Origin of the sequence: Oceanobacillus kapialis, from assembly GCF_044790185.1 — a bacterium.
In the GTDB taxonomy this organism is placed as follows: Bacteria; Bacillota; Bacilli; order Bacillales; family Amphibacillaceae; genus Oceanobacillus_B; species Oceanobacillus_B kapialis.
The window spans coordinates 2899250-2917378 of the sequence record NZ_CP085256.1 but is presented as its reverse complement, the minus strand read 5'-3'; the positions used below and the strand labels follow the sequence as shown (position 1 = coordinate 2917378).

Below are 18129 nucleotides of genomic sequence, written 5' to 3'. Positions count from 1 at the left end.
TCAATCCCTTTCATGATACCTGATTTATAGAATTGGTGAACAGGTTTCAAGGCTTGATAAAACATTTTTGGCAATCAAATCGTTAAGTCGGCAATAGAGAATCTACTTTGATTTCTTTTGAAGATAAGAGTAGGTTACTAATTTTTTGTGAATACTTAACGAGATTATTGATGTTGATACAACTAATTTAGAAAAAATATCTTATCTAGTAAAGAAAGCGGTTTATTTTAAAATTGAAATGTTAGGAGCTAATAATATGTCTAATCAAGAAAAATTATCTATAGCTGGTTCAGGAATAATGGGGCATTCCATTGCTTTAACCGCAGCTTGGGCAGGAATTAATGTAAAAGTTTGGGGTACAGACAATGCTGATATAGAGCGGGCCAAAACTGGAGTGGAAGCTAAGTTACAAGCGCTAGTAGGTTATGAGGTTTTTGATGAAGCAGAAAAAGAGAGGATCAAAAATGCCATTAGCTTTACAGATTCATTAGAAGAATGTGTTTCTGATGCAACATTCGTCATTGAAGCTGTACCAGAGAATTTAGAACTAAAACAAAATTTCTTTAAACAACTTGATGAGATGTGCGCTGAGGATACCATACTAGCAAGTAATACATCTGGTCTTAGTGCAACCGAAATAGCGAAACTGACAAATAAACCAGAGCGTGCATTGATCACTCACTTCTGGCTTCCGGCACATCTTATGCCACTAGTTGAAGTGGTGCGAGGCGAACATACATCTGATGAGACAATAGAAAGAGCTTTAACATTAATTAAGGCAATGAATAAGAAACCAGTTCTTGTTAAGAAGGACGTATTGGGTCAAGTGGGAAATTGCTTACAGTACGCTATCTTTAGGGAGGCGCAGTACATTGTAGATAATGATATTGCCTCAATGGAAGATGTGGATGCAGCAATTCGTTACAGTCTCGGACGTCGTTTTGGTGTAACTGGTCCGTTTATGACGATGGATATGGGTGGTTTAAATACTAATGCTTCTATTACCTCTTATCTTTTCGAAGATTTAAGTGATAGAAAAGAAGTTTTCCCTGCCATGAAAGATTTAGTGGATAATGGCAATTATGGTCCAAAAACAGGTAAAGGGTATTATGATTGGACACCTGAATTTACGGCACAAATGGAGCAGGAACGTGAAGATGAATTAATAAAATGGTTGAAAAAAGATATGAAAGAAGCAAATAAGTAATTTATCGATAAAATGAGAAGAAGAAATGATAGATATAGAATGAGCAGATTCTTGTCTATTATTTCTCTCTTATTTAATTGTAAGCGTTTTTTTCAGTGTTATAACTTTGGGAGGGAATTAAATGGGAGAGTCTGCTTGGTTAATTATAGTAGCTATATTAGGGGTAGCAACGCTATTATTTCTGGTAATGAGAACAAAGCTTCAAGCTTTTCTAGCGTTAATATTAGTAAGTTTTCTTGTCGGTTTAGGCGTTGGCATGTCGCCAGAAGAAATTGTCGCGGCATTTGAAGCGGGAATGGGAGAAACAGTAGCTTTTATTGCGATTGTAATCGGGTTAGGGGCTATGTTTGGTGAGGTATTAAGAGCTTCTGGAGGGGCTGAGCGTTTAGCTTTAACGATGATAAATAAGTTTGGCATAAATAAATCGTCCTGGGCGCTAGGTATAGCGGGTATAGTCATCTCTATTCCAATATTTCTAGACGTAGCACTTGTTATTCTTATGCCTATTCTATATACATTGGCTAAGAAAACCAAGAAATCATTGCTGTTCTTCGGGGTTCCGTTATTAGCTGGACTTTTAGTTGCGCATGCGATGATTCCACCTACACCGGGGCCGATTGCTGCAGCCTCACTTATAGGAGCTGACATCGGTTGGGTTATCTTATTTGGATTTATTGTTGGGATACCAGCAATGATTCTCGCGGGGCCGGTGTATGGTAGTTTTATTTCTAAAAGGGTTCATATTTCTGTACCAGAGATGATGGAACAACAAGCAGCAGCACTTGAGGAATTAGAGGAACAGGCTAATGGCAAGGAAATTAAAAAGGAATTACCAAGCTTTACTAGTGTATTTTCCATTATTATGTTGCCACTAATTTTAATGTTACTAAATACACTCGCGCCTTTTATTCTTGAAGAGGGAACGATTTTAAGTAACATATTAGTATTTATCGGGCATCCCTATGCAGCACTAACGATCACAACGTTATTAACGTTTTACATCTTTGGGACAAAACGTGGCTATACAAGAGACGATATTCAGAAAATCACCACAAAAGCGCTTGAGCCGGCAGGGATTATCATCCTGATCACAGGCGCTGGGGGTATCTTTGGTGAAATGCTTGTGGCTTCGGGTATAGGCGATATATTAGCAAATATGATGGAACAAGTACAACTACCAATTGTTATTTTTGCGTTCCTAACTGCGGTCTTCTTAAGAGTATCTGTGGGTTCAGTAACTGTTGCGATGGTTACGACTTCTAGTATTGTTGCACCAATAATAGTTACTATGGGTCTTAGTGATCCAATGATGGCTGTACTTGTTATAACGATTGCCTCTGGTGCTGTCATTGCACCACATGTTAATGACTCAGGCTTTTGGATGGTAAACCGCTATTTTGGTATGAGTATAGGAGATACCTTGAAATCATGGACTGCTTCAGCAACCATTATTTCTTTAGTAGGTTTCGCGTTTTCTTTAATATTTAGTCTTTTTCTAATGTAACACTCATGATTTTTAAAAGAACTCAATTACATTAGCTATTGAGTTCTTTTAAATAATAAGTAGAAACAATTATTAAGAATTAGGAGGAATTTAAAATGGCGATAGAATTTGGATGTCAAGGTTCAACTTGGGTATTGGATTATGATGTGGAAGCAGACATTATGGATGAGGTTATGGATGATATTAAAAATGCTGGGCTAACAGGCTTAGATATGCAAATATCTCTATTAGGAAAATATAGAGATGCTCCTGAAAGATTTAAGGAGGAGCTTGATAAAAAAGGATTAAAGCTTGCTGCGTTGACGATTCCACACGCATTCCCTGGTGGGAAATCTTCTGATAAGGAAAGAGAATTAGAAGATTATTATTTTGAATACTTAAAGCATTTTCCTGGTGCTATTATGAACGTCCCATCAAGAGTTGAAAAAAGTCGTGATAACTTATTACAAAGACAAAAAGAAATCATAAAAGGTGCAAATGATCTAGGGAAACGCGCACTTGAAGAGCATGGCATTGTTACTTCTCTTCATCCAATTTCATATGTGACTTCCTATTGGAGATTTAAAGAGGACTACGACGTTCTCTTTGATGGCTTAGATCCTAGATATATGGGGTACACGCCAGACGCTGGTCATATTGAATTTGGTGGAATGGAAGCCGCTGAGATTATAAAACAAGGATTGCCACTGGTTAAACACGTCCATTTTAAAGACGCTTCTAAAAATAATGAGTGGAAGAAGATGGGCGAAGGGGATATTGATTTTGCGAAATGTGTCCAAGTTCTAAAAGATGGCGGTTATGACGGATGGATCATGCTTGAAGAAGAAACAGGGGCTGAACAAGAAAATACAAGCAAAGTTATTGTGGAGCTTGGTGATTATGTAAGAAACAATATTCACCCAATTCTTAAAGGGTAATGGTGATGGGTATGCAATTTATTCCTTCTCTATTAATCCCTGAAGTTTTTCATCCGTTTAAAAGAGAAAAAGGCTTTACTGCAGATGTGATTGAACGTCTTTCCGAGGAAGATTTTTATAAATCGGTTGAGCTAGGGGACGGTTTCGATAGGGTAGAACGTAAGCGTATTTTAGACTTAACGGAAAAAAATAACGTAGTAGTGACACAGTGGCTAACATTTTTGATTGAGGAAAATAACTTAGATGTTTCGTCGCTAGATTCGAAACTAAGGTCCGAAACAGTAAAGCGTATAAAAGATAGTTTATATGCATCTGCAGAAATTGGTGCGCAAAACATCGCCCTCGTAACGGGTGATGATCCGGGTGCTGAACTTTGGAAAGATGGCATAGAAGGGCTTTATGAAAGTTTATGTGAAATAGCTGAAGCTGCTAAATCATACAATATAAATCTATTAATTGAACCACTTGACCGATTTGCTCATAAGAAGAGGATTATTGGAACAACAGATGAAACGGTTGCATTGCTTAGCAGAGTACAAGAAAAGCACGATAACATAGGGATTGCATTTGATACAGCACATGCATCGCTTAATGGCGAGAATGTTTTTGATGCATTAGAAAAAGGAAAGTCGCTCATTCATCAAATTCATTTTTCTAATGCTGTCATAGATTCAAACAGTAATTTATATGGGGATTATCATATGGAGATTGGCTCTCCGGGATTTTTAACAACTGAAAAGATAAGCGCGCTTTTGCGAAAGTCAGAAGAATTAAAGCTTCAAGAAGAGGGCTTGCGTGTAGCAGTAGAGGTGCGGGGCAAAGGTGATAAGGAATCTTGTTATCAAAATGAAAGGCAGCTTAGAACAATACTTAAAGATGCTTTACGTTTCGTAACTAATTAAAGATAGTATAAGGGGGACTTATGCGTTGAAGGTTGTAATAACAGACCATGAATATATGGATTTGCGCTATGAAGAAAATATACTGAATCATGATGACATTGAGTTAGTGAAAATGCAATGTACTACAGAGGAAGAAGTCATTGAAGCCTGTAAGAATGCAGACGGTATCATTAATCTTTATGCTCCACTATCACGTAAGGTAATTGATGAGTTGAAAAATTGTAAAGTGATTACCCGTTATGGTGTTGGAGTAGATACGGTTGATATACAAGCTGCAACAGAAAAGGGAATCTGTGTAGCTAATGTTCCAGACTACGGGGTTGATGAGGTATCTGACCATGCGCTTGCTTTAATTATGAGTCTTTTACGTAAAATCACTACCTCTAATCAAATAGTAAAAAACGGTACATGGGATGTAAATCATTCTAAGCCGATACGAAGATTAAATACGTTGACTATCGGGTTAGTAGGATTTGGAAGCATCCCTAGAAGGCTAGCGATGAAGCTGCAAGTTTTAGGAATAAATATTATTGTTGCAGACCCATTTGTAGCAGAAGAGGTTATTGTAGAGAGCAACGTTACCTTAGTATCACTAGAAGAACTTTGTAAGAGGGCTGATCTGATCTCTATACATGCGCCCCTAACTAAAGGAACAAAAGGCATGATTGGGAAAGAGCAAATTGCCATAATGAAAAAAGGTGTATATCTAGTCAATACTGCAAGAGGGCCAGTTGTTGACGAAAACGCTCTTATTGAGGCGTTACAAAATGGAACTGTTGCTGGAGTCGGGCTTGATGTTATCGAGACGGAGCCAATAGCTTCTGATCATCCTTTCTTATCAATGGATAACGTTACGCTTACTCCGCATATGGCAGGATATTCAGAAGAGTCTGCTGCTGAAATGCGTTCAAAAGCAGCATTAGGAATAACCGATGTTTTATTATATGGCCAATATCCGAAATATCTTGTTAATAAGGATGTTAAAGAAAAAACAGAATTAAAACCTTTCATTACGGACAAACTCTATCAATTTTAATAATTAGTGGCATATGTGGAGGAGATATTTTGTTAAAATCAACCTTTCATGGCATTATTCCTCCAGTTTCAACAATCCTCCAAAGTAATGGAGAGCTGGATAAAGAAGGAACGAAGACTGTCATTGATTATTTAATTAACGCGGGTGTTGATGGCTTGTTCTTTCTAGGTAGCGGCGGGGAATTTACTCAAATGTCGAGAGAATTAAGAATGGAAGTAGCAGCATTTACTACGGAATATGTAAATAGACGGGTGCCGGTGTTAATTGGCACGGGCAGTACAAGTACGAGCGAAGCAGTTCTTTTAAGCAAGCATGCAGAAGATGTTGGGGCCGATGGAGTAGTCGTGATTAACCCATACTATTGGAATTTATCAGAGGAAAATTTATTAGCCCATTATGGAGAGATTGCTGAAGCCATTAATTTACCAATAATGCTATATAATTTTCCAGAATTGACCGGGCAGGATCTAAATGCTGAAACCGTTCTAAAACTGGTAGATAAATATGACAATATTATCGGGATAAAAGAAACGATAGATTCCATAGGTCATATAGTAGAAATGATCTCAACAGTTAAAGGGAAGCATCCAGAATTTAAGGTGTTCGCTGGATTTGATAATCATTTATTAAATACGTTGACAATGGGAGGAGACGGGGCAATTTGTGCAAGCGTGAATTTTGCCCCTGAACTTGCAGTTGGTGTTTATAACGCTTATAAGGAAAACAATTTACAAAAAGCGTTGACATTACAAGAGAAGTTATCAATTATTCCAACAATGTATAAGATTGATTCACCGTTTGTTAGTGTTGTTAAAGAAGCGATGAAGGTAAGAGGGTTAGATATTTCAACCTATGTATTAGCACCAACTCAAATGCTTAACGATGAAAACAAAGAAAAAATGAAAACTATTCTAAATAAAGTAAATCTACTTAGCTAGTCATCTACCAATAATATAAAAGCATTTCAATAAAGGAGGCACATAGAGTGAAAAAGCTTATAAATGATCCTAAAAATGTTGTCGAAGAGATGATTGACGGGTATGTAAAAGCACATCCTTCTTATATTCAGCGATTAGAAGAAAATGATCGTGCGCTGGTTACGGTAAGACCAAAGGATAATGGAAAAGTTGCAATCTTAATTGGGGGCGGTTCTGGTCATGAGCCTGCGTTTATGGGTTATGTTGGCGAAGGAATGGCAGATGGCGTTGCTGTCGGCAATATCTTTGCATCTCCACCACCGGCTCCGATTTTAGAAGTAACAAAAGCGATTGATAAAGGTGCAGGAGTTGTGTATCTTTATGGAAATTATGCAGGCGATGTCATGAACTTTGGGATGGCTGCAGAAATGGCTGAGGTGGAAAATATAGAAGTAGAAATGGCCTTAACTACAGACGATGTTGCTTCAGCGCCAAAAGAAGAAAAAGAGAAACGCCGGGGTATTGCGGGGGAATTCTTTGTTTATAAGATGGCTGGAGCTGCAGCAGATCAAGGGTATAATCTAAAGGATGTTGCAAGAATTGCTAGACAAACGAATGAAAACACACGCTCAATGGGGGTTGGTTTAACACCATGCTCTCTTCCACAAACAGGGGAGCCTAGTTTCGAAATTGGTGACAATGAAATGGAAATAGGTCTTGGTCACCATGGGGAACCAGGAATTAAAAAAGTACCACTAGAATCAGCGGATCAAGTTGCCGATCAACTATTAGATGCTATTTTTAAGGATATGCCAATCGAAGAAGGCGAGGAAGTTGCGGTTCTTGTAAACGGCCTGGGGTCTACCCCGAAAATGGAACTATATATTATGTTTAGAAGAGTGGAACAGGTCTTGAAGGAAAAAGGGATCCATATTTACCGTTCATATGTTGGCGATTACATTACATCGCTTGAAATGGGAGGAGCTTCCATTACTATTACGAAATTAGATAGTGAGCTTAAAAACATGGTTGACCATCCTGTAGATTGCCCAATGTTTGTACAAAAGTAAGGAGAATGTAGAATGAATTTTAGAGCAAAGGAACTTATTGCATATTTTAAACAAGTAGTCGAAGTTATAGAAGATAAGAAAGACTACCTCTGTGAGCTTGATCGTAAACTAGGTGACGGAGATCATGGGGTAACGATGTCCATTGGTTGGCAGGCAGTAAATGAACAGTTAAACAATCAGTTAGCGGAAGAAACAGATTGCGGGAAGATAAGTTCAACGGCTGGTATGACTTTTTTAAATGCTGTAGGTTCATCGGTCGGACCGTTGTATGCAACTGGATTTATGCGTGGTGGTGCCGCAGTTAAGGGGAAAACTGACCTTGATGATAAGGATCTTGCAGATTACTGGATTGCTTTTGCAAAAGGATTTAGGGATCGGAGTACTGCCGAAGTTGGAGATAAAACGATGATGGATACGCTTATTCCATTTGGGGATGTATTGGAGAAAACATATAACGAAACAAAAGATTTTGTTCAATCATTTTCTCAAGCATTGGAAGCAGCAGAAAAAGGAATGACTTCAACCAAAGATTTAGTGTCTAAGATTGGCCGTTCAAGTAGGCTAGGTGAACGTTCATTAGGCGTGCAAGACCCTGGTGCAACTTCTGCATATATTATTTTATCTACATTTTTAGATTATATTAAGCAAAAGTAGCAAATGAGAAGAAATGTTTGTTCGTAAGTTGGTAGTAAAACATGAAGGCACATGAATCATTTCATGTGCCTTCATGTTATGTTAATAAAGATTAGTTACTAAGAAGTTATCTATTCTTCCTTAAATCTAGTATTTACCACCCTTTGGTGTCTGGTAGTTTGCCATTTTCTCGAAAAAGTCAATAACAAAGGAGTGATCATTCAAGGCGTTCCCGTTTGCGATTCCAGACCCGAATATTTCTTTCACAAGGTTTGTAACTGGAAGCGGTACCCCGATTGCTGCTGCAGAAGATTGTATATTTCTTAAATCTTTGTAGTTCGTTTCCATTTTTCCACCAGGTTCAAAATTTCTATCGATAATTAATGGCATTTTAGCGTCCATTACTGCACTTCCAGCTAACCCTCCACGGATTCCTTCGAACAACTTGTTAAGATCAATCCCTGCTTTACTTGCGTATACACAAGCTTCTGACAATGCTACTAGATTAGAGCTGACAATAATTTGGTTAGCAAGTTTTGCAGCCGTTCCAGTTCCATTTTCTCCGAATAGTACAATGTTTTCCCCCATTGCCTTTAATACAGGTAATGCTATATTAAATTGGTCTTCATTGCCACCAGCCATAATAGAGAGCGTCCCTTCAATTGCCATTGGTTCGCCTCCGCTAACAGGAGCATCAATAAAATGAAGATCATATTCTTTTAGTCTGATAGCTACACTTTTGGATTCCTCTGTCGATACGGAGCTCATATCGACAATAATAGTCCCAGGTTTACTATTCTCGGCAATTCCGTCATTTGAAAACAACACCTGAGACACGTGTTTTCCTGTAGGAAGCATGGTGATAATCAGTTCACTCTTTTCAGCTACTTCTTTAGTAGAATTACATGCATGTCCGCCTGATTCTACTAATTCATTAATAGCATCCGTATTCAAATCAAAGAGATAAGTTTCAAACCCTTGCTTAATTATATTTCTGGCCATTGGTTTCCCCATAATACCTAATCCTACAAATCCTACTCTCATCTTTAACCCTCCAATATGTAAATGCTTACACTAATATATTATATTATTTTATTGAATTTGTATAGAAACAACTTTCATTTCAAAAGAAATAAAATATAATAAATAAAACAAATCCTAATAAAATGAAAGATAATGAATTAATATGAAAGAAATAGATGGTGATTAAAGCAGTGAATCTTATAATGCGTTAATTTAAGGTTGGATCGTTTAAAAATCTATGCATTACTTGAATAAATGAACATTTGACACAAAAATAATTAAAAGGTATAATTTAAACAAATGATAAAATTCAATAATAAATAAAAATGTTTTGAGGAGAGGCAGGGGTCTGCATTGAAAAAGGTTATAAATAATCCTGAAGATGTTGTTCAAGAAATGACAGAAGGAATCATGTTTGCTTATAAAGACTCTTTTAAAAAACTTGAAAATGTAAACGGAATCATAAAAAGGGAATTGAAAGATAAAGTGGCAATTGTTACGGGAGGCGGCAGTGGACATGAACCGTTATTTTTCGGTGTTGTCGGAGATGGACTAGCGGACGGTGTTGCAATTGGGAATGTATTCGCTGCACCAACACCAAATACGGTGCAAGAAGTCGCGGAAGCGGTAGACTCCGGAAAAGGGGTACTTTTCATCTATGGTAATTACGCAGGGGATGTACTTAATTTCGATATGGCAGCGGAGCTTTTAGAATTTAATGATATTGAAACAACGACCGTTACGGTAACGGATGATGTTGTCTCTGCACCGGTTGAAAGAAAAGATGAACGCAGAGGAATTGCTGGTGACGTTTTTGTTATTAAAGTAGCAGGGGCTGCGGCAGAAAAGGGCTTATCTTTAGAAGAGGTTACAAATGTAACCAGAAAAGCGAATGACCATACTTTCTCTATAGGGGTAGCTTTATCACCTGGTACCATACCTGATTCAGGGAAGCCTACTTTCACGCTAGCAGATGACGAAATTGAATTAGGGATGGGAATTCACGGCGAACCTGGGATGGAAAGAACAAAACTTTTGCCAGCTGATCAGTTGACCGATCAACTAATGGATAAATTGCTAGAAGAAAGCAACTTGAATACAGGTGACGAGATTTGTGTGTTGGTTAATGGATTAGGATCAACGACACTTATGGAATTATTTATTGTGAATAGAAGAGTAGGAAAAATTTTAGAAGAAAAAGGTATCAAGGTTCATGATATGGATGTAAATAATTATTGTACTACCCAAGAAATGGGCGGGTTTTCTATTAGTCTATTAAAGTTAGACGATGAATTAAAAGAATACTATGATGCCCCGGCAAATGCGCCATATTATAGGAAATAAGTTTAGGAGGATTTCAAAATGACAATAGAAGAAAAGGTAAGTACATTAAATACTGCTCAAGTGAAAGATATGCTTCTTTACGTAGGAGAAAAAGTGAGAGAAAATAAACCATTTTTAACGGAAGTTGATAGTGCTATTGGGGATGGGGACCATGGAATTGGCATGTCTGTTGGTTTTACAAAAGCCGAAGAAAACCTGAATCAGAAAGAATTTAATACTATTAATGATATTTTTAAGACAACTGGCATGTCGATGGTTCAATCAATGGGAGGAGCCTCTGGGGTTATTTTTGGTACGATGTTTCTCGGTGGAGTAAAAACGTTAGAGCCAAAAGAACATTTAGATGTTGAAACACTTGCTGAAGTTTTTGAAAAGTCTTTAGTAGCTATTAAAGAAAGAGGAAAGGCAAGTCTTGGTGATAAAACGATGATTGACGCCCTTGAACCGGCTGTTAACGGCTTGAAAGAAAGCGCTACCTCTTATAGCAGTCTTCTCGAAGCCTTGAAAAAGGCTGAAACAAATGCAGCTACTGGCGTGGAGAATTCAAAGGATTATGTTGCGAAGTTTGGAAGAGCTAAGTCATTAGGCGAAAGAGCAATAGGGCATCAAGATGCGGGTGCTACCTCCGTATGGATTATTTTTAAATCCATGAGAGAATGGGTGGAAGAAGTAAATAAATAATAAAAAGAAGAGGCATTCGTATTGAGTGCCTCTTCATCTTAATCAATTACCTTTATTCCGTGACTACTTAATTCCTTTGTTAACTCATCTGAAAGCTTCTTATCCGTAATGAAGGTATCGATTTGATCTGTTGTGGCAAATGAGGAAATGGAACTTTTTCCAATCTTAGTATGGTCTATAAGGGTAACTAACTTATCTGCCTTTTCGATCATTTGTTTCTTTAGTTCTACTTCATAAACATTGAAATCTGTTAGCCCATCTTCAACTGTAAAACCGCTAGCAGAAGTAAACATGATATCAATATTGATTTTATTTAAGATGGCACTGCCGATTAGGCCCTCTAGTGCCATAGAACCTATTCTTGCGATTCCACCTAATACAATAACGTTTATATTTGGATTTTCCTTCAATTCAATTGCGGTAGACAGCCCGTTCGTAACGACGGTCAATCTTATATCTGTTTCTTTTAGTTTACGGGCTAGTTCAAGTGCTGTAGTACTAGCATCTAACAATATGCTGCTTTTATATTGAATAAGCTCGATTGCTTTATTGGTAATGGATTGTTTATATTCAATATTTCGCATTGCTCGTTCCGTGAAACTGTTTTTAGGAGATGTACTTTCGTTAAGCACTGCTCCGCCATGGGTTCTTGTTAATAGCCCTTCTTCTTCCATTATATTTAAATCAGTACGTAAAGTTGCTTCTGATACGTTTAGAGAATGGGCGAGTTCCTTCACAGCTAACCGTTTCTCTTTTTGAAGCTGAGTTAGTATTAAATTTCTTCTTTCTTCCGCAAACATTTTACTCATACAAATACCTCCGCTAGCTTAATGATCTTACCTCATAGTAACACGAAAACAAACGAAAATAAAATAAGCAACTATTTTAAACGGAAATTTTATTTTAAAAGCCTTATATATAAGAAATTGTTAACAAATTAGTTATCGTATTTTTTTAAAACAAAAATAAACGAATAAAAGTATTGAAAAACAAAAGAATATATAATACAATGAGAGTGTAAATGAAAGGTATAGTTAAAACACGAAAGGAGTTTTCATTTATGAAAATCGCAATCGGTAGTGACCACAATGCATTTCAATTAAAAGAAACGATCAAGGGATTTTTAGCAGATACAGAACATGAAGTAGTAGATTTTGGGTGCCATTCTGAGGATGCGGTAGATTATCCAGATGTAGCATTTGAAGTTTCTGAAGCGGTAAGTGAAGGGAAAGTGGAGCGCGGTATCTTGGTTTGTGGAACAGGAATTGGTGTCTGTATTTCAGCAAACAAATATCCAGGGATTCGTGCGGCATTAGCACATGATGTGTATTCAGCAGAAAGAGCACAATTAAGTAACAATGCACAAATTCTCACATTAGGTTCGCAAATTATTGGATCTGAAGCTGCGAAAAAAGTAGTGGAAGCATATTTGAACGTTTCATGGGCAGAAGGCTCTAAACGCAAAGTAGATAAAATTATTGAAAAAGAACAGCAATTTGTCAGCCAAAATTATAAAGATGCAGTTGCGGGGAGCAATTGTAGCGTTAACTAAATTTGTTAACAAAGGGGAGAGAGTATGCGGTCTTTGTTGTTAGATTTTCTAAAAGTAACCGAATCGGCTGCGGTCGCTGCGATGCCATGGGTTGGAAGTGGCGACAAGATTGCAGCTGATGCGGCTGCTACAAATGCCATGCGCGAGAATTTGAACAAGATGAAGATGCACAGTACGGTCGTGATTGGTGAAGGGGAAATTGATGAAGCGCCAATGCTCTATATTGGGGAGAAGTTGGGCAAAGGCGGAAGCCATGAAATCGACATTGCGGTAGATCCGATTGAAGGGACTACCCCAACGGTTAATGGACAAGGGAACGCCATCACGGTAATTGCCGCGGCGCCAAAAGGAACGCTGCTTCATGCACCAGATATGTATATGAAGAAGCTTGCTGTTGGGCCTAAGGCAAAGGGGGAAATCGATCTTGATGCCCCAATTGAGGACAATATTAAAGCAGTAGCAAAAGCGACGGGGAAAGATATTAGAGAGATTAATGTACTCATCCAGGATCGGCCTCGCCATCAAGCGTATATCGATAGAATTCGCAAGCTAGGGGCGAAGGTAAGGTTGTTCCGTGACGGGGATGTCATTTATGCAACAGCTACGTGTATGGAAAGCTTAGATGTGGATATGTTTTTCGGGATTGGCGGAGCACCTGAAGGAGTATTGGGGGCAGTTGCCGTTCGTAGTCAGGGAGGCGACATGCAAGCAAAGCTCTTGCCAAGGAATGATGACGAGGTTAAAAGATGCCGGGAGATGGGGTTAACTGATCTTGAAAGCGTTTTAAATCTTGACCAGCTCGTTAGCACAGATGATTGTGTATTTGTTGCGACAGGGATAACAGATAATTTAATTATTCAAGGCGTGCAACCGGAATATGGCAACTACATGACCCATTCGCTCCTTGTGAACGGCATGGAGAAGCAAGTGAGGTATGTGAAAAGCGCCTATCCGATGATGCAGCCAGTTTAATGGGAAGCCACTAAAAAATAGGAGGTTTTTTACATGGAATTTTACCTAGATACTGCTAATATTGATGAGATTAAAAGAATTAATCGCTTAGGACTTGTAGACGGGATTACTACGAATCCATCGATTATCGCCAAGCAAAACAGAGATTTTGAAGAAACCATTAAAGAGATTTGTAGTTTGGTAGATGGACCAGTAAGTGCTGAAGTTATTGGGCTTACCGTAGAAGAAATGGTAGAAGAAGCGAGAAATATTGCAACATGGGCACCAAACGTTGTCGTGAAAATCCCGATGACAGAAGCTGGCCTTGAAGCAGTAAACATTTTATCAAATGAAGGCATTAAAACAAATGTCACATTAATTTTCTCTGTTGCCCAAGGGTTAATGGCAGCAAAAGCTGGCGCAACATACGTTAGCCCATTTGTCGGCAGGGTGGACGATATGGGGGAAGACGGAATTGAGCTAATCCAAAACTTAAAAGTAACCCTTAAAAACTATAACTACGATGCCAAAATCATTACAGCAAGTGTAAGAACAATTGGCCATTTGGAAAAAGCAGCCCTAGCTGGTGCAGACATCGCGACCATTCCAGGATCTCTTTTACCAAAGCTTTGGAAGCATCCACTAACCGATAACGGAATTGCACAATTTTTAGCAGATTGGGAAAAAGTACCAACAAAAGCGTAAGTGCCCGTTTAGAGAAGGCCGACTAAGAACGCCCCGTCCTGGGGCAACGTCGGCATGACCCGGATCCTCCGGGCCCACGTACGGACTGGGACTGCGATTACTCGCCCCACCGAAAACCTTTTGGACTGAGCCGCAGGAGATAAAGAAAACATGCCCCTTCATAAGGGGTATGTCGGCGTTGGCCGGCAAGGCCGGTTTTAGTCGACCTTCCTTCCATCTGGGAGCTGATGTTGACTTTCACCGCAAGGGTATAAGTGCGACTAAGCCTCTGGTTACACCAGTCGGCAAGTCTTCTTTATCGTACGGAGGTGAGGGAAGTCGCGCTAGTCTCTGGGCGCTGGAGCTGGACGTGGCTGTTTCTGTCTATGAAATAGTAAATGCCAAAATCTTAGTTTCATATATTTCCTAAAAAAGCTGGATCGCATTCTTAAAAAGGGGATGAGCAAGTATGACGACAACGACTACCTCTGTACAACAATTATCAATTGATACAATTCGAACACTTTCCATTGATGCCATTGAAAAAGCAAACTCAGGGCACCCTGGTTTACCAATGGGAGCTGCACCAATGGCTTACACACTTTGGACAGACTTCATGATCCATAATCCGAAGCATTCTAAGTGGTTTAACCGCGATCGTTTCGTTTTATCTGCAGGTCATGGTTCCATGCTTTTATACAGTTTGCTTCATTTATCAGGATATGATGTAAACATGGAAGACTTGAAAAGCTTCCGCCAATGGGGTTCTAGAACACCAGGGCATCCAGAGTACCACCATACAGATGGTGTAGAAACGACGACAGGCCCTCTAGGCCAAGGAGTGGCAACTGCAGTTGGGATGGCGATAGCGGAAGCACATCTCGCAGCAACTTATAATAAAGAAAACTTCCCTGTTGTCGACCATCATACCTTCGCACTTGTCGGGGATGGCGACTTAATGGAAGGAATCTCTCATGAGACAGCATCTCTTGCTGGACATCTTGGCTTAGGAAAACTGGTCGTGTTATACGACTCCAATGATATTTCACTTGATGGGGACTTAGACCGCTCCTTCTCCGAAAATGTCGGGGATCGCTACCGTTCATATGGCTGGCACGTGCTACGTGTGGAAGATGGAAATAATCTGGACGAACTACATGAAGCGATGCAACAAGCAAAGCAAAACACGTCCCAACCAACCTTAATTGAAGTAAAAACGGTTATTGGGTATGGTTCACCGAATAAATCAGGTTCTTCTGCGGCACATGGTGCACCGCTTGGTGATGATGAAGTGGAACTCACAAAGGAAAATTACAATTGGTCGCACGAGCCTTTTCATGTGCCAAATGAAGTGTATGCAGACTTTAATGAAAAAGTCGTGAAAAAAGGAACTCAAGCTGAAGCAAGTTGGGATAAGCTAGTCGATGCTTATAAGGAAGCATACCCGGAAGAAGGAAAGCAGCTGCAATTAGCGATAAATGGGGAATTACCATGTGACTGGGATAAGGATTTGCCAGTATACGAACCAGGAAGCGCCTTAGCTAGCCGTGCTTCATCTGGTGAGGTATTAAACGCAATTGCACAAGCTGTACCAAACTTTATCGGCGGCAGTGCGGACCTTGCTGGATCAAATAAGACAACCATTAAAGATGGGGCAGATTTTTCTAAAGACAATTATGCAGGCAGAAACATTTGGTTTGGTGTGCGTGAATTTGCGATGGCAGCGGCATTAAATGGGATGGCGTTACATGGTGGTCTGCATGTATTTGGCGGTACCTTCTTTGTCTTCAGTGATTATTTGCGCCCGGCTGTTCGATTATCAGCTCTTATGAAGGCTCCTGTGACATATGTGTGGACACATGACTCCATTGCTGTTGGGGAAGATGGCCCAACGCATGAGCCTGTTGAACATTTGGCATCCTATCGTTCAATGCCTGGCTTATCATTGATTCGTCCAGCAGATGGGAATGAAACACAAGCAGCATGGCGGTTAGCTGTTATCTCGAAGGATCAGCCAACAGCCCTTGTCCTTACACGTCAAAACCTTCCAACCCTTGAAGGGACAAAGGAGCGGGCCTTTGAAGGAGTTAAAAAAGGTGCTTATGTCGTGAGTGACGCAGAGAAAGAAACACCGGATGCATTAATCCTTGCGACAGGGTCTGAGGTTCATCTGGCAATAGAAGCTCAGCAAGCACTTAAAGAGAAAGATATCGATGTTCGGGTTGTAAGTATGCCTTCTTGGGATCGCTTCGAGGAACAGAGCCAAGCCTACAAGGACTCCGTGATTTTACCAAATGTGAAAAAACGTCTTGCTGTAGAAATGGCTTCCCCATTTGGCTGGGAGCGTTATGTAGGGGCAGAAGGAAGCGTATTAGGTATTGATACGTTTGGTGCCTCAGGTAATGGCGAGCGTTTGATTGAAGAGTATGGATTTACGGTTGAGAATGTAGTGAAGCGTGTGGAGGAATTGGTGAAGTAGTACACGCTTATGGATTTTTATAAAGATAAGAAAGTAGGGAAGGACTCCAGTAAAGAGGATGCTGGAGTCTCTTTTTTATGTTCCGCCTTAACTGGCAGTAAAAGCTATTATTCTAGCTTAATAAGAGAACGATTTCCCAAACCTACTAATCGAACTCGATCCATGTCCCAGTTGTTTTTACTAAGATAATTAAATTACTTAACACCTGTAGTACTTAAAACAACTGAAAAGCTAGTCAATGATAATGACCAAGACATTTCACGAAATAGGTAAAACAGTATATTTTTCAATAAATGAAGGTGTTTGTGAAAAAAAGTAGAAGTGTTATTATATGGTATTTTATCCCGCCTTAACTGGCAGTAAGACCCCCACTTCAAGAATGCGATAAATCAAGTACTTTAAGTGGGGATCAACTGCCAGTAAAGGTCCGATTCGTTCAACTAACATTTGGTGGGGAGGAAGGCCCCCCACCAAATGATGTTTCACTTTATAAGGGAGGTAGAGACGAACCTTAAAATAAAAAATGAATGTTATTACGCTGAAAAAAAGCTAACTACTTTTAAAGAAAATTACACAAGCAAGGAACTTAAATTCACAACATAAGATAAGTGAACATGTTTTCACAAAATTTAATGAAGAATTAAACCAATATATGGGTAATTAATTTCATCGAGAATGGATGAGAAATTTGAAAGTCTACTTAATTATTATTCTTGTTTTGTTTTCATTAATGCTAGCTAGTTGTACTAATAGTAAGTTAGTGGTGGATATTGAAGAAAGCCAAGTGGTTTTTTTAGAGGATTATGAAGCTTTAGGAATATCGGTGATAGTAAATAATGAATCCAATTTTCATAAAGAATTTTTTCAGATAAAGATTGAGATTCTAGACAAGGAGTTGCAACATTCCCTTCAAACGAAAGGAATGTTTGTAGGGAATAACTATGAAACCTTTAACGAGGAAGAGGTAAACGGTGCTATTTACGAAGTAGAAGAAAATAAAAAAATCGAAGGGGGAGCGACTTTTAATATACATGAAGATATACCTGTAGACGAATTAAAAGAGTTAATTACAACTGAGAATGCAATCAAAGTAATTTTATATGATGAAGACGGAGAAGAATTAACCAATAACATTATTAATAATTTTAAAGAAATTTAAGAAGAAACTAATTGCACCCTCAGAGTGAGGGTTTTTTTCTTTGTCACCCACCTACTACTACTAGAAATCC

Annotated in this window: 17 protein-coding genes; 15 read left to right on the top strand and 2 right to left on the bottom strand. The window is 38.9% G+C overall.

Annotated elements, in window-relative coordinates; translation table 11 throughout:
• The first annotated feature begins 256 nt into the window (after positions 1 to 256).
• From LG273_RS15170 to dhaL (LG273_RS15135), 8 genes are all read left to right on the top strand, one after another.
• Complete coding sequence (locus tag LG273_RS15170; protein WP_404455052.1) at positions 257 to 1207, top strand: 3-hydroxyacyl-CoA dehydrogenase family protein; 951 nt, start codon at positions 257 to 259, stop codon at positions 1205 to 1207.
• A gap of 121 nt (positions 1208 to 1328) precedes the next feature.
• A complete protein-coding gene (locus LG273_RS15165; RefSeq protein WP_404455049.1) occupies positions 1329 to 2711 on the top strand; it encodes a GntP family permease in 1383 nt (460 codons plus the stop codon).
• 95 nt (positions 2712 to 2806) lie between these two features.
• Complete coding sequence (locus tag LG273_RS15160; protein ID WP_404455046.1) at positions 2807 to 3628, top strand: sugar phosphate isomerase/epimerase family protein; 822 nt, start codon at positions 2807 to 2809, stop codon at positions 3626 to 3628.
• A 5-nt stretch (positions 3629 to 3633) separates the two neighbouring features.
• The gene (locus tag LG273_RS15155) at positions 3634 to 4530 is read left to right on the top strand and encodes a sugar phosphate isomerase/epimerase family protein (RefSeq protein ID WP_404455043.1); all 897 of its coding nucleotides are present in this window, start codon (positions 3634 to 3636) and stop codon (positions 4528 to 4530) included.
• 25 nt (positions 4531 to 4555) lie between these two features.
• Positions 4556 to 5566 carry a C-terminal binding protein gene (locus tag LG273_RS15150; protein ID WP_404455040.1) on the top strand — a complete coding sequence of 337 codons (1011 nt, stop codon included), beginning with the start codon at positions 4556 to 4558 and terminating at the stop codon, positions 5564 to 5566.
• 29 nt (positions 5567 to 5595) lie between these two features.
• Positions 5596 to 6504, top strand: a complete 909-nt coding sequence (locus LG273_RS15145) for a dihydrodipicolinate synthase family protein (protein ID WP_404455037.1) — start codon at positions 5596 to 5598, stop codon at positions 6502 to 6504.
• Positions 6505 to 6551: 47 nt separating this feature from the next.
• Complete coding sequence (dhaK, locus tag LG273_RS15140; protein ID WP_404455035.1) at positions 6552 to 7553, top strand: dihydroxyacetone kinase subunit DhaK; 1002 nt, start codon at positions 6552 to 6554, stop codon at positions 7551 to 7553.
• 12 nt (positions 7554 to 7565) lie between these two features.
• The gene (gene dhaL / locus LG273_RS15135) at positions 7566 to 8207 is read left to right on the top strand and encodes a dihydroxyacetone kinase subunit DhaL (RefSeq protein WP_404455033.1); all 642 of its coding nucleotides are present in this window, start codon (positions 7566 to 7568) and stop codon (positions 8205 to 8207) included.
• Between the two features lie 126 nt (positions 8208 to 8333).
• On the opposite strand, the gene LG273_RS15130 is transcribed toward dhaL (LG273_RS15135), so the two are convergent.
• On the bottom strand, positions 8334 to 9230 hold the full coding sequence (locus LG273_RS15130) for an NAD(P)-binding domain-containing protein (protein ID WP_404455030.1): 897 nt from the start codon (positions 9228 to 9230) through the stop codon (positions 8334 to 8336).
• Positions 9231 to 9563: 333 nt separating this feature from the next.
• On the opposite strand from LG273_RS15130, the gene LG273_RS15125 reads away from it, so the two are divergent.
• Together LG273_RS15125 and dhaL (LG273_RS15120) are read left to right on the top strand one after the other, a co-directional pair.
• Entirely contained in the window at positions 9564 to 10553 is a 990-nt protein-coding gene (locus tag LG273_RS15125; RefSeq protein ID WP_404455027.1) for a dihydroxyacetone kinase subunit DhaK, read from the top strand.
• A gap of 18 nt (positions 10554 to 10571) precedes the next feature.
• On the top strand, positions 10572 to 11234 hold the full coding sequence (gene dhaL, locus LG273_RS15120) for a dihydroxyacetone kinase subunit DhaL (RefSeq protein WP_404455024.1): 663 nt from the start codon (positions 10572 to 10574) through the stop codon (positions 11232 to 11234).
• 38 nt (positions 11235 to 11272) lie between these two features.
• Here dhaL (LG273_RS15120) and LG273_RS15115 read toward each other — a convergent pair whose 3' ends face one another.
• Complete coding sequence (locus tag LG273_RS15115) at positions 11273 to 12043, bottom strand: DeoR/GlpR family DNA-binding transcription regulator (protein ID WP_404455021.1); 771 nt, start codon at positions 12041 to 12043, stop codon at positions 11273 to 11275.
• A gap of 251 nt (positions 12044 to 12294) precedes the next feature.
• On the opposite strand from LG273_RS15115, the gene rpiB reads away from it, so the two are divergent.
• From rpiB to LG273_RS15090, 5 genes are all read left to right on the top strand, one after another.
• The gene (gene rpiB, locus LG273_RS15110) at positions 12295 to 12786 is read left to right on the top strand and encodes a ribose 5-phosphate isomerase B (RefSeq protein ID WP_404455018.1); all 492 of its coding nucleotides are present in this window, start codon (positions 12295 to 12297) and stop codon (positions 12784 to 12786) included.
• 24 nt (positions 12787 to 12810) lie between these two features.
• Complete coding sequence (glpX, locus tag LG273_RS15105; protein ID WP_404455015.1) at positions 12811 to 13758, top strand: class II fructose-bisphosphatase; 948 nt, start codon at positions 12811 to 12813, stop codon at positions 13756 to 13758.
• Between the two features lie 33 nt (positions 13759 to 13791).
• Entirely contained in the window at positions 13792 to 14442 is a 651-nt protein-coding gene (fsa, locus tag LG273_RS15100; RefSeq protein ID WP_379562855.1) for a fructose-6-phosphate aldolase, read from the top strand.
• Between the two features lie 448 nt (positions 14443 to 14890).
• Positions 14891 to 16900 (top strand): transketolase, encoded by a 2010-nt coding sequence (gene tkt / locus LG273_RS15095; protein ID WP_404455010.1) that lies wholly within the window; start codon positions 14891 to 14893, stop codon positions 16898 to 16900.
• 679 nt (positions 16901 to 17579) lie between these two features.
• The gene (locus LG273_RS15090) at positions 17580 to 18059 is read left to right on the top strand and encodes a hypothetical protein (protein WP_404455007.1); all 480 of its coding nucleotides are present in this window, start codon (positions 17580 to 17582) and stop codon (positions 18057 to 18059) included.
• The last annotated feature ends 70 nt before the right edge of the window (positions 18060 to 18129 follow it).

What these genes read in the sequence shown, in the direction of transcription:
- fsa (WP_379562855.1), top strand. Translation starts at nt 13,792, where the DNA reads ATGGAATTTTACCTAGATACTGCTAATATTGATGAGATTAAAAGAATT.
- glpX (WP_404455015.1), top strand. Translation starts at nt 12,811, where the DNA reads ATGCGGTCTTTGTTGTTAGATTTTCTAAAAGTAACCGAATCGGCTGCG.
- LG273_RS15115 (WP_404455021.1), bottom strand. Translation starts at nt 12,043, where the DNA reads ATGAGTAAAATGTTTGCGGAAGAAAGAAGAAATTTAATACTAACTCAG.
- LG273_RS15165 (WP_404455049.1), top strand. Translation starts at nt 1,329, where the DNA reads ATGGGAGAGTCTGCTTGGTTAATTATAGTAGCTATATTAGGGGTAGCA.
- rpiB (WP_404455018.1), top strand. Translation starts at nt 12,295, where the DNA reads ATGAAAATCGCAATCGGTAGTGACCACAATGCATTTCAATTAAAAGAA.
- dhaL (WP_404455024.1), top strand. Translation starts at nt 10,572, where the DNA reads ATGACAATAGAAGAAAAGGTAAGTACATTAAATACTGCTCAAGTGAAA.
- tkt (WP_404455010.1), top strand. Translation starts at nt 14,891, where the DNA reads ATGACGACAACGACTACCTCTGTACAACAATTATCAATTGATACAATT.
- LG273_RS15155 (WP_404455043.1), top strand. Translation starts at nt 3,634, where the DNA reads ATGGGTATGCAATTTATTCCTTCTCTATTAATCCCTGAAGTTTTTCAT.
- LG273_RS15160 (WP_404455046.1), top strand. Translation starts at nt 2,807, where the DNA reads ATGGCGATAGAATTTGGATGTCAAGGTTCAACTTGGGTATTGGATTAT.
- LG273_RS15090 (WP_404455007.1), top strand. Translation starts at nt 17,580, where the DNA reads ATGAGAAATTTGAAAGTCTACTTAATTATTATTCTTGTTTTGTTTTCA.
- dhaL (WP_404455033.1), top strand. Translation starts at nt 7,566, where the DNA reads ATGAATTTTAGAGCAAAGGAACTTATTGCATATTTTAAACAAGTAGTC.
- LG273_RS15170 (WP_404455052.1), top strand. Translation starts at nt 257, where the DNA reads ATGTCTAATCAAGAAAAATTATCTATAGCTGGTTCAGGAATAATGGGG.
- LG273_RS15130 (WP_404455030.1), bottom strand. Translation starts at nt 9,230, where the DNA reads ATGAGAGTAGGATTTGTAGGATTAGGTATTATGGGGAAACCAATGGCC.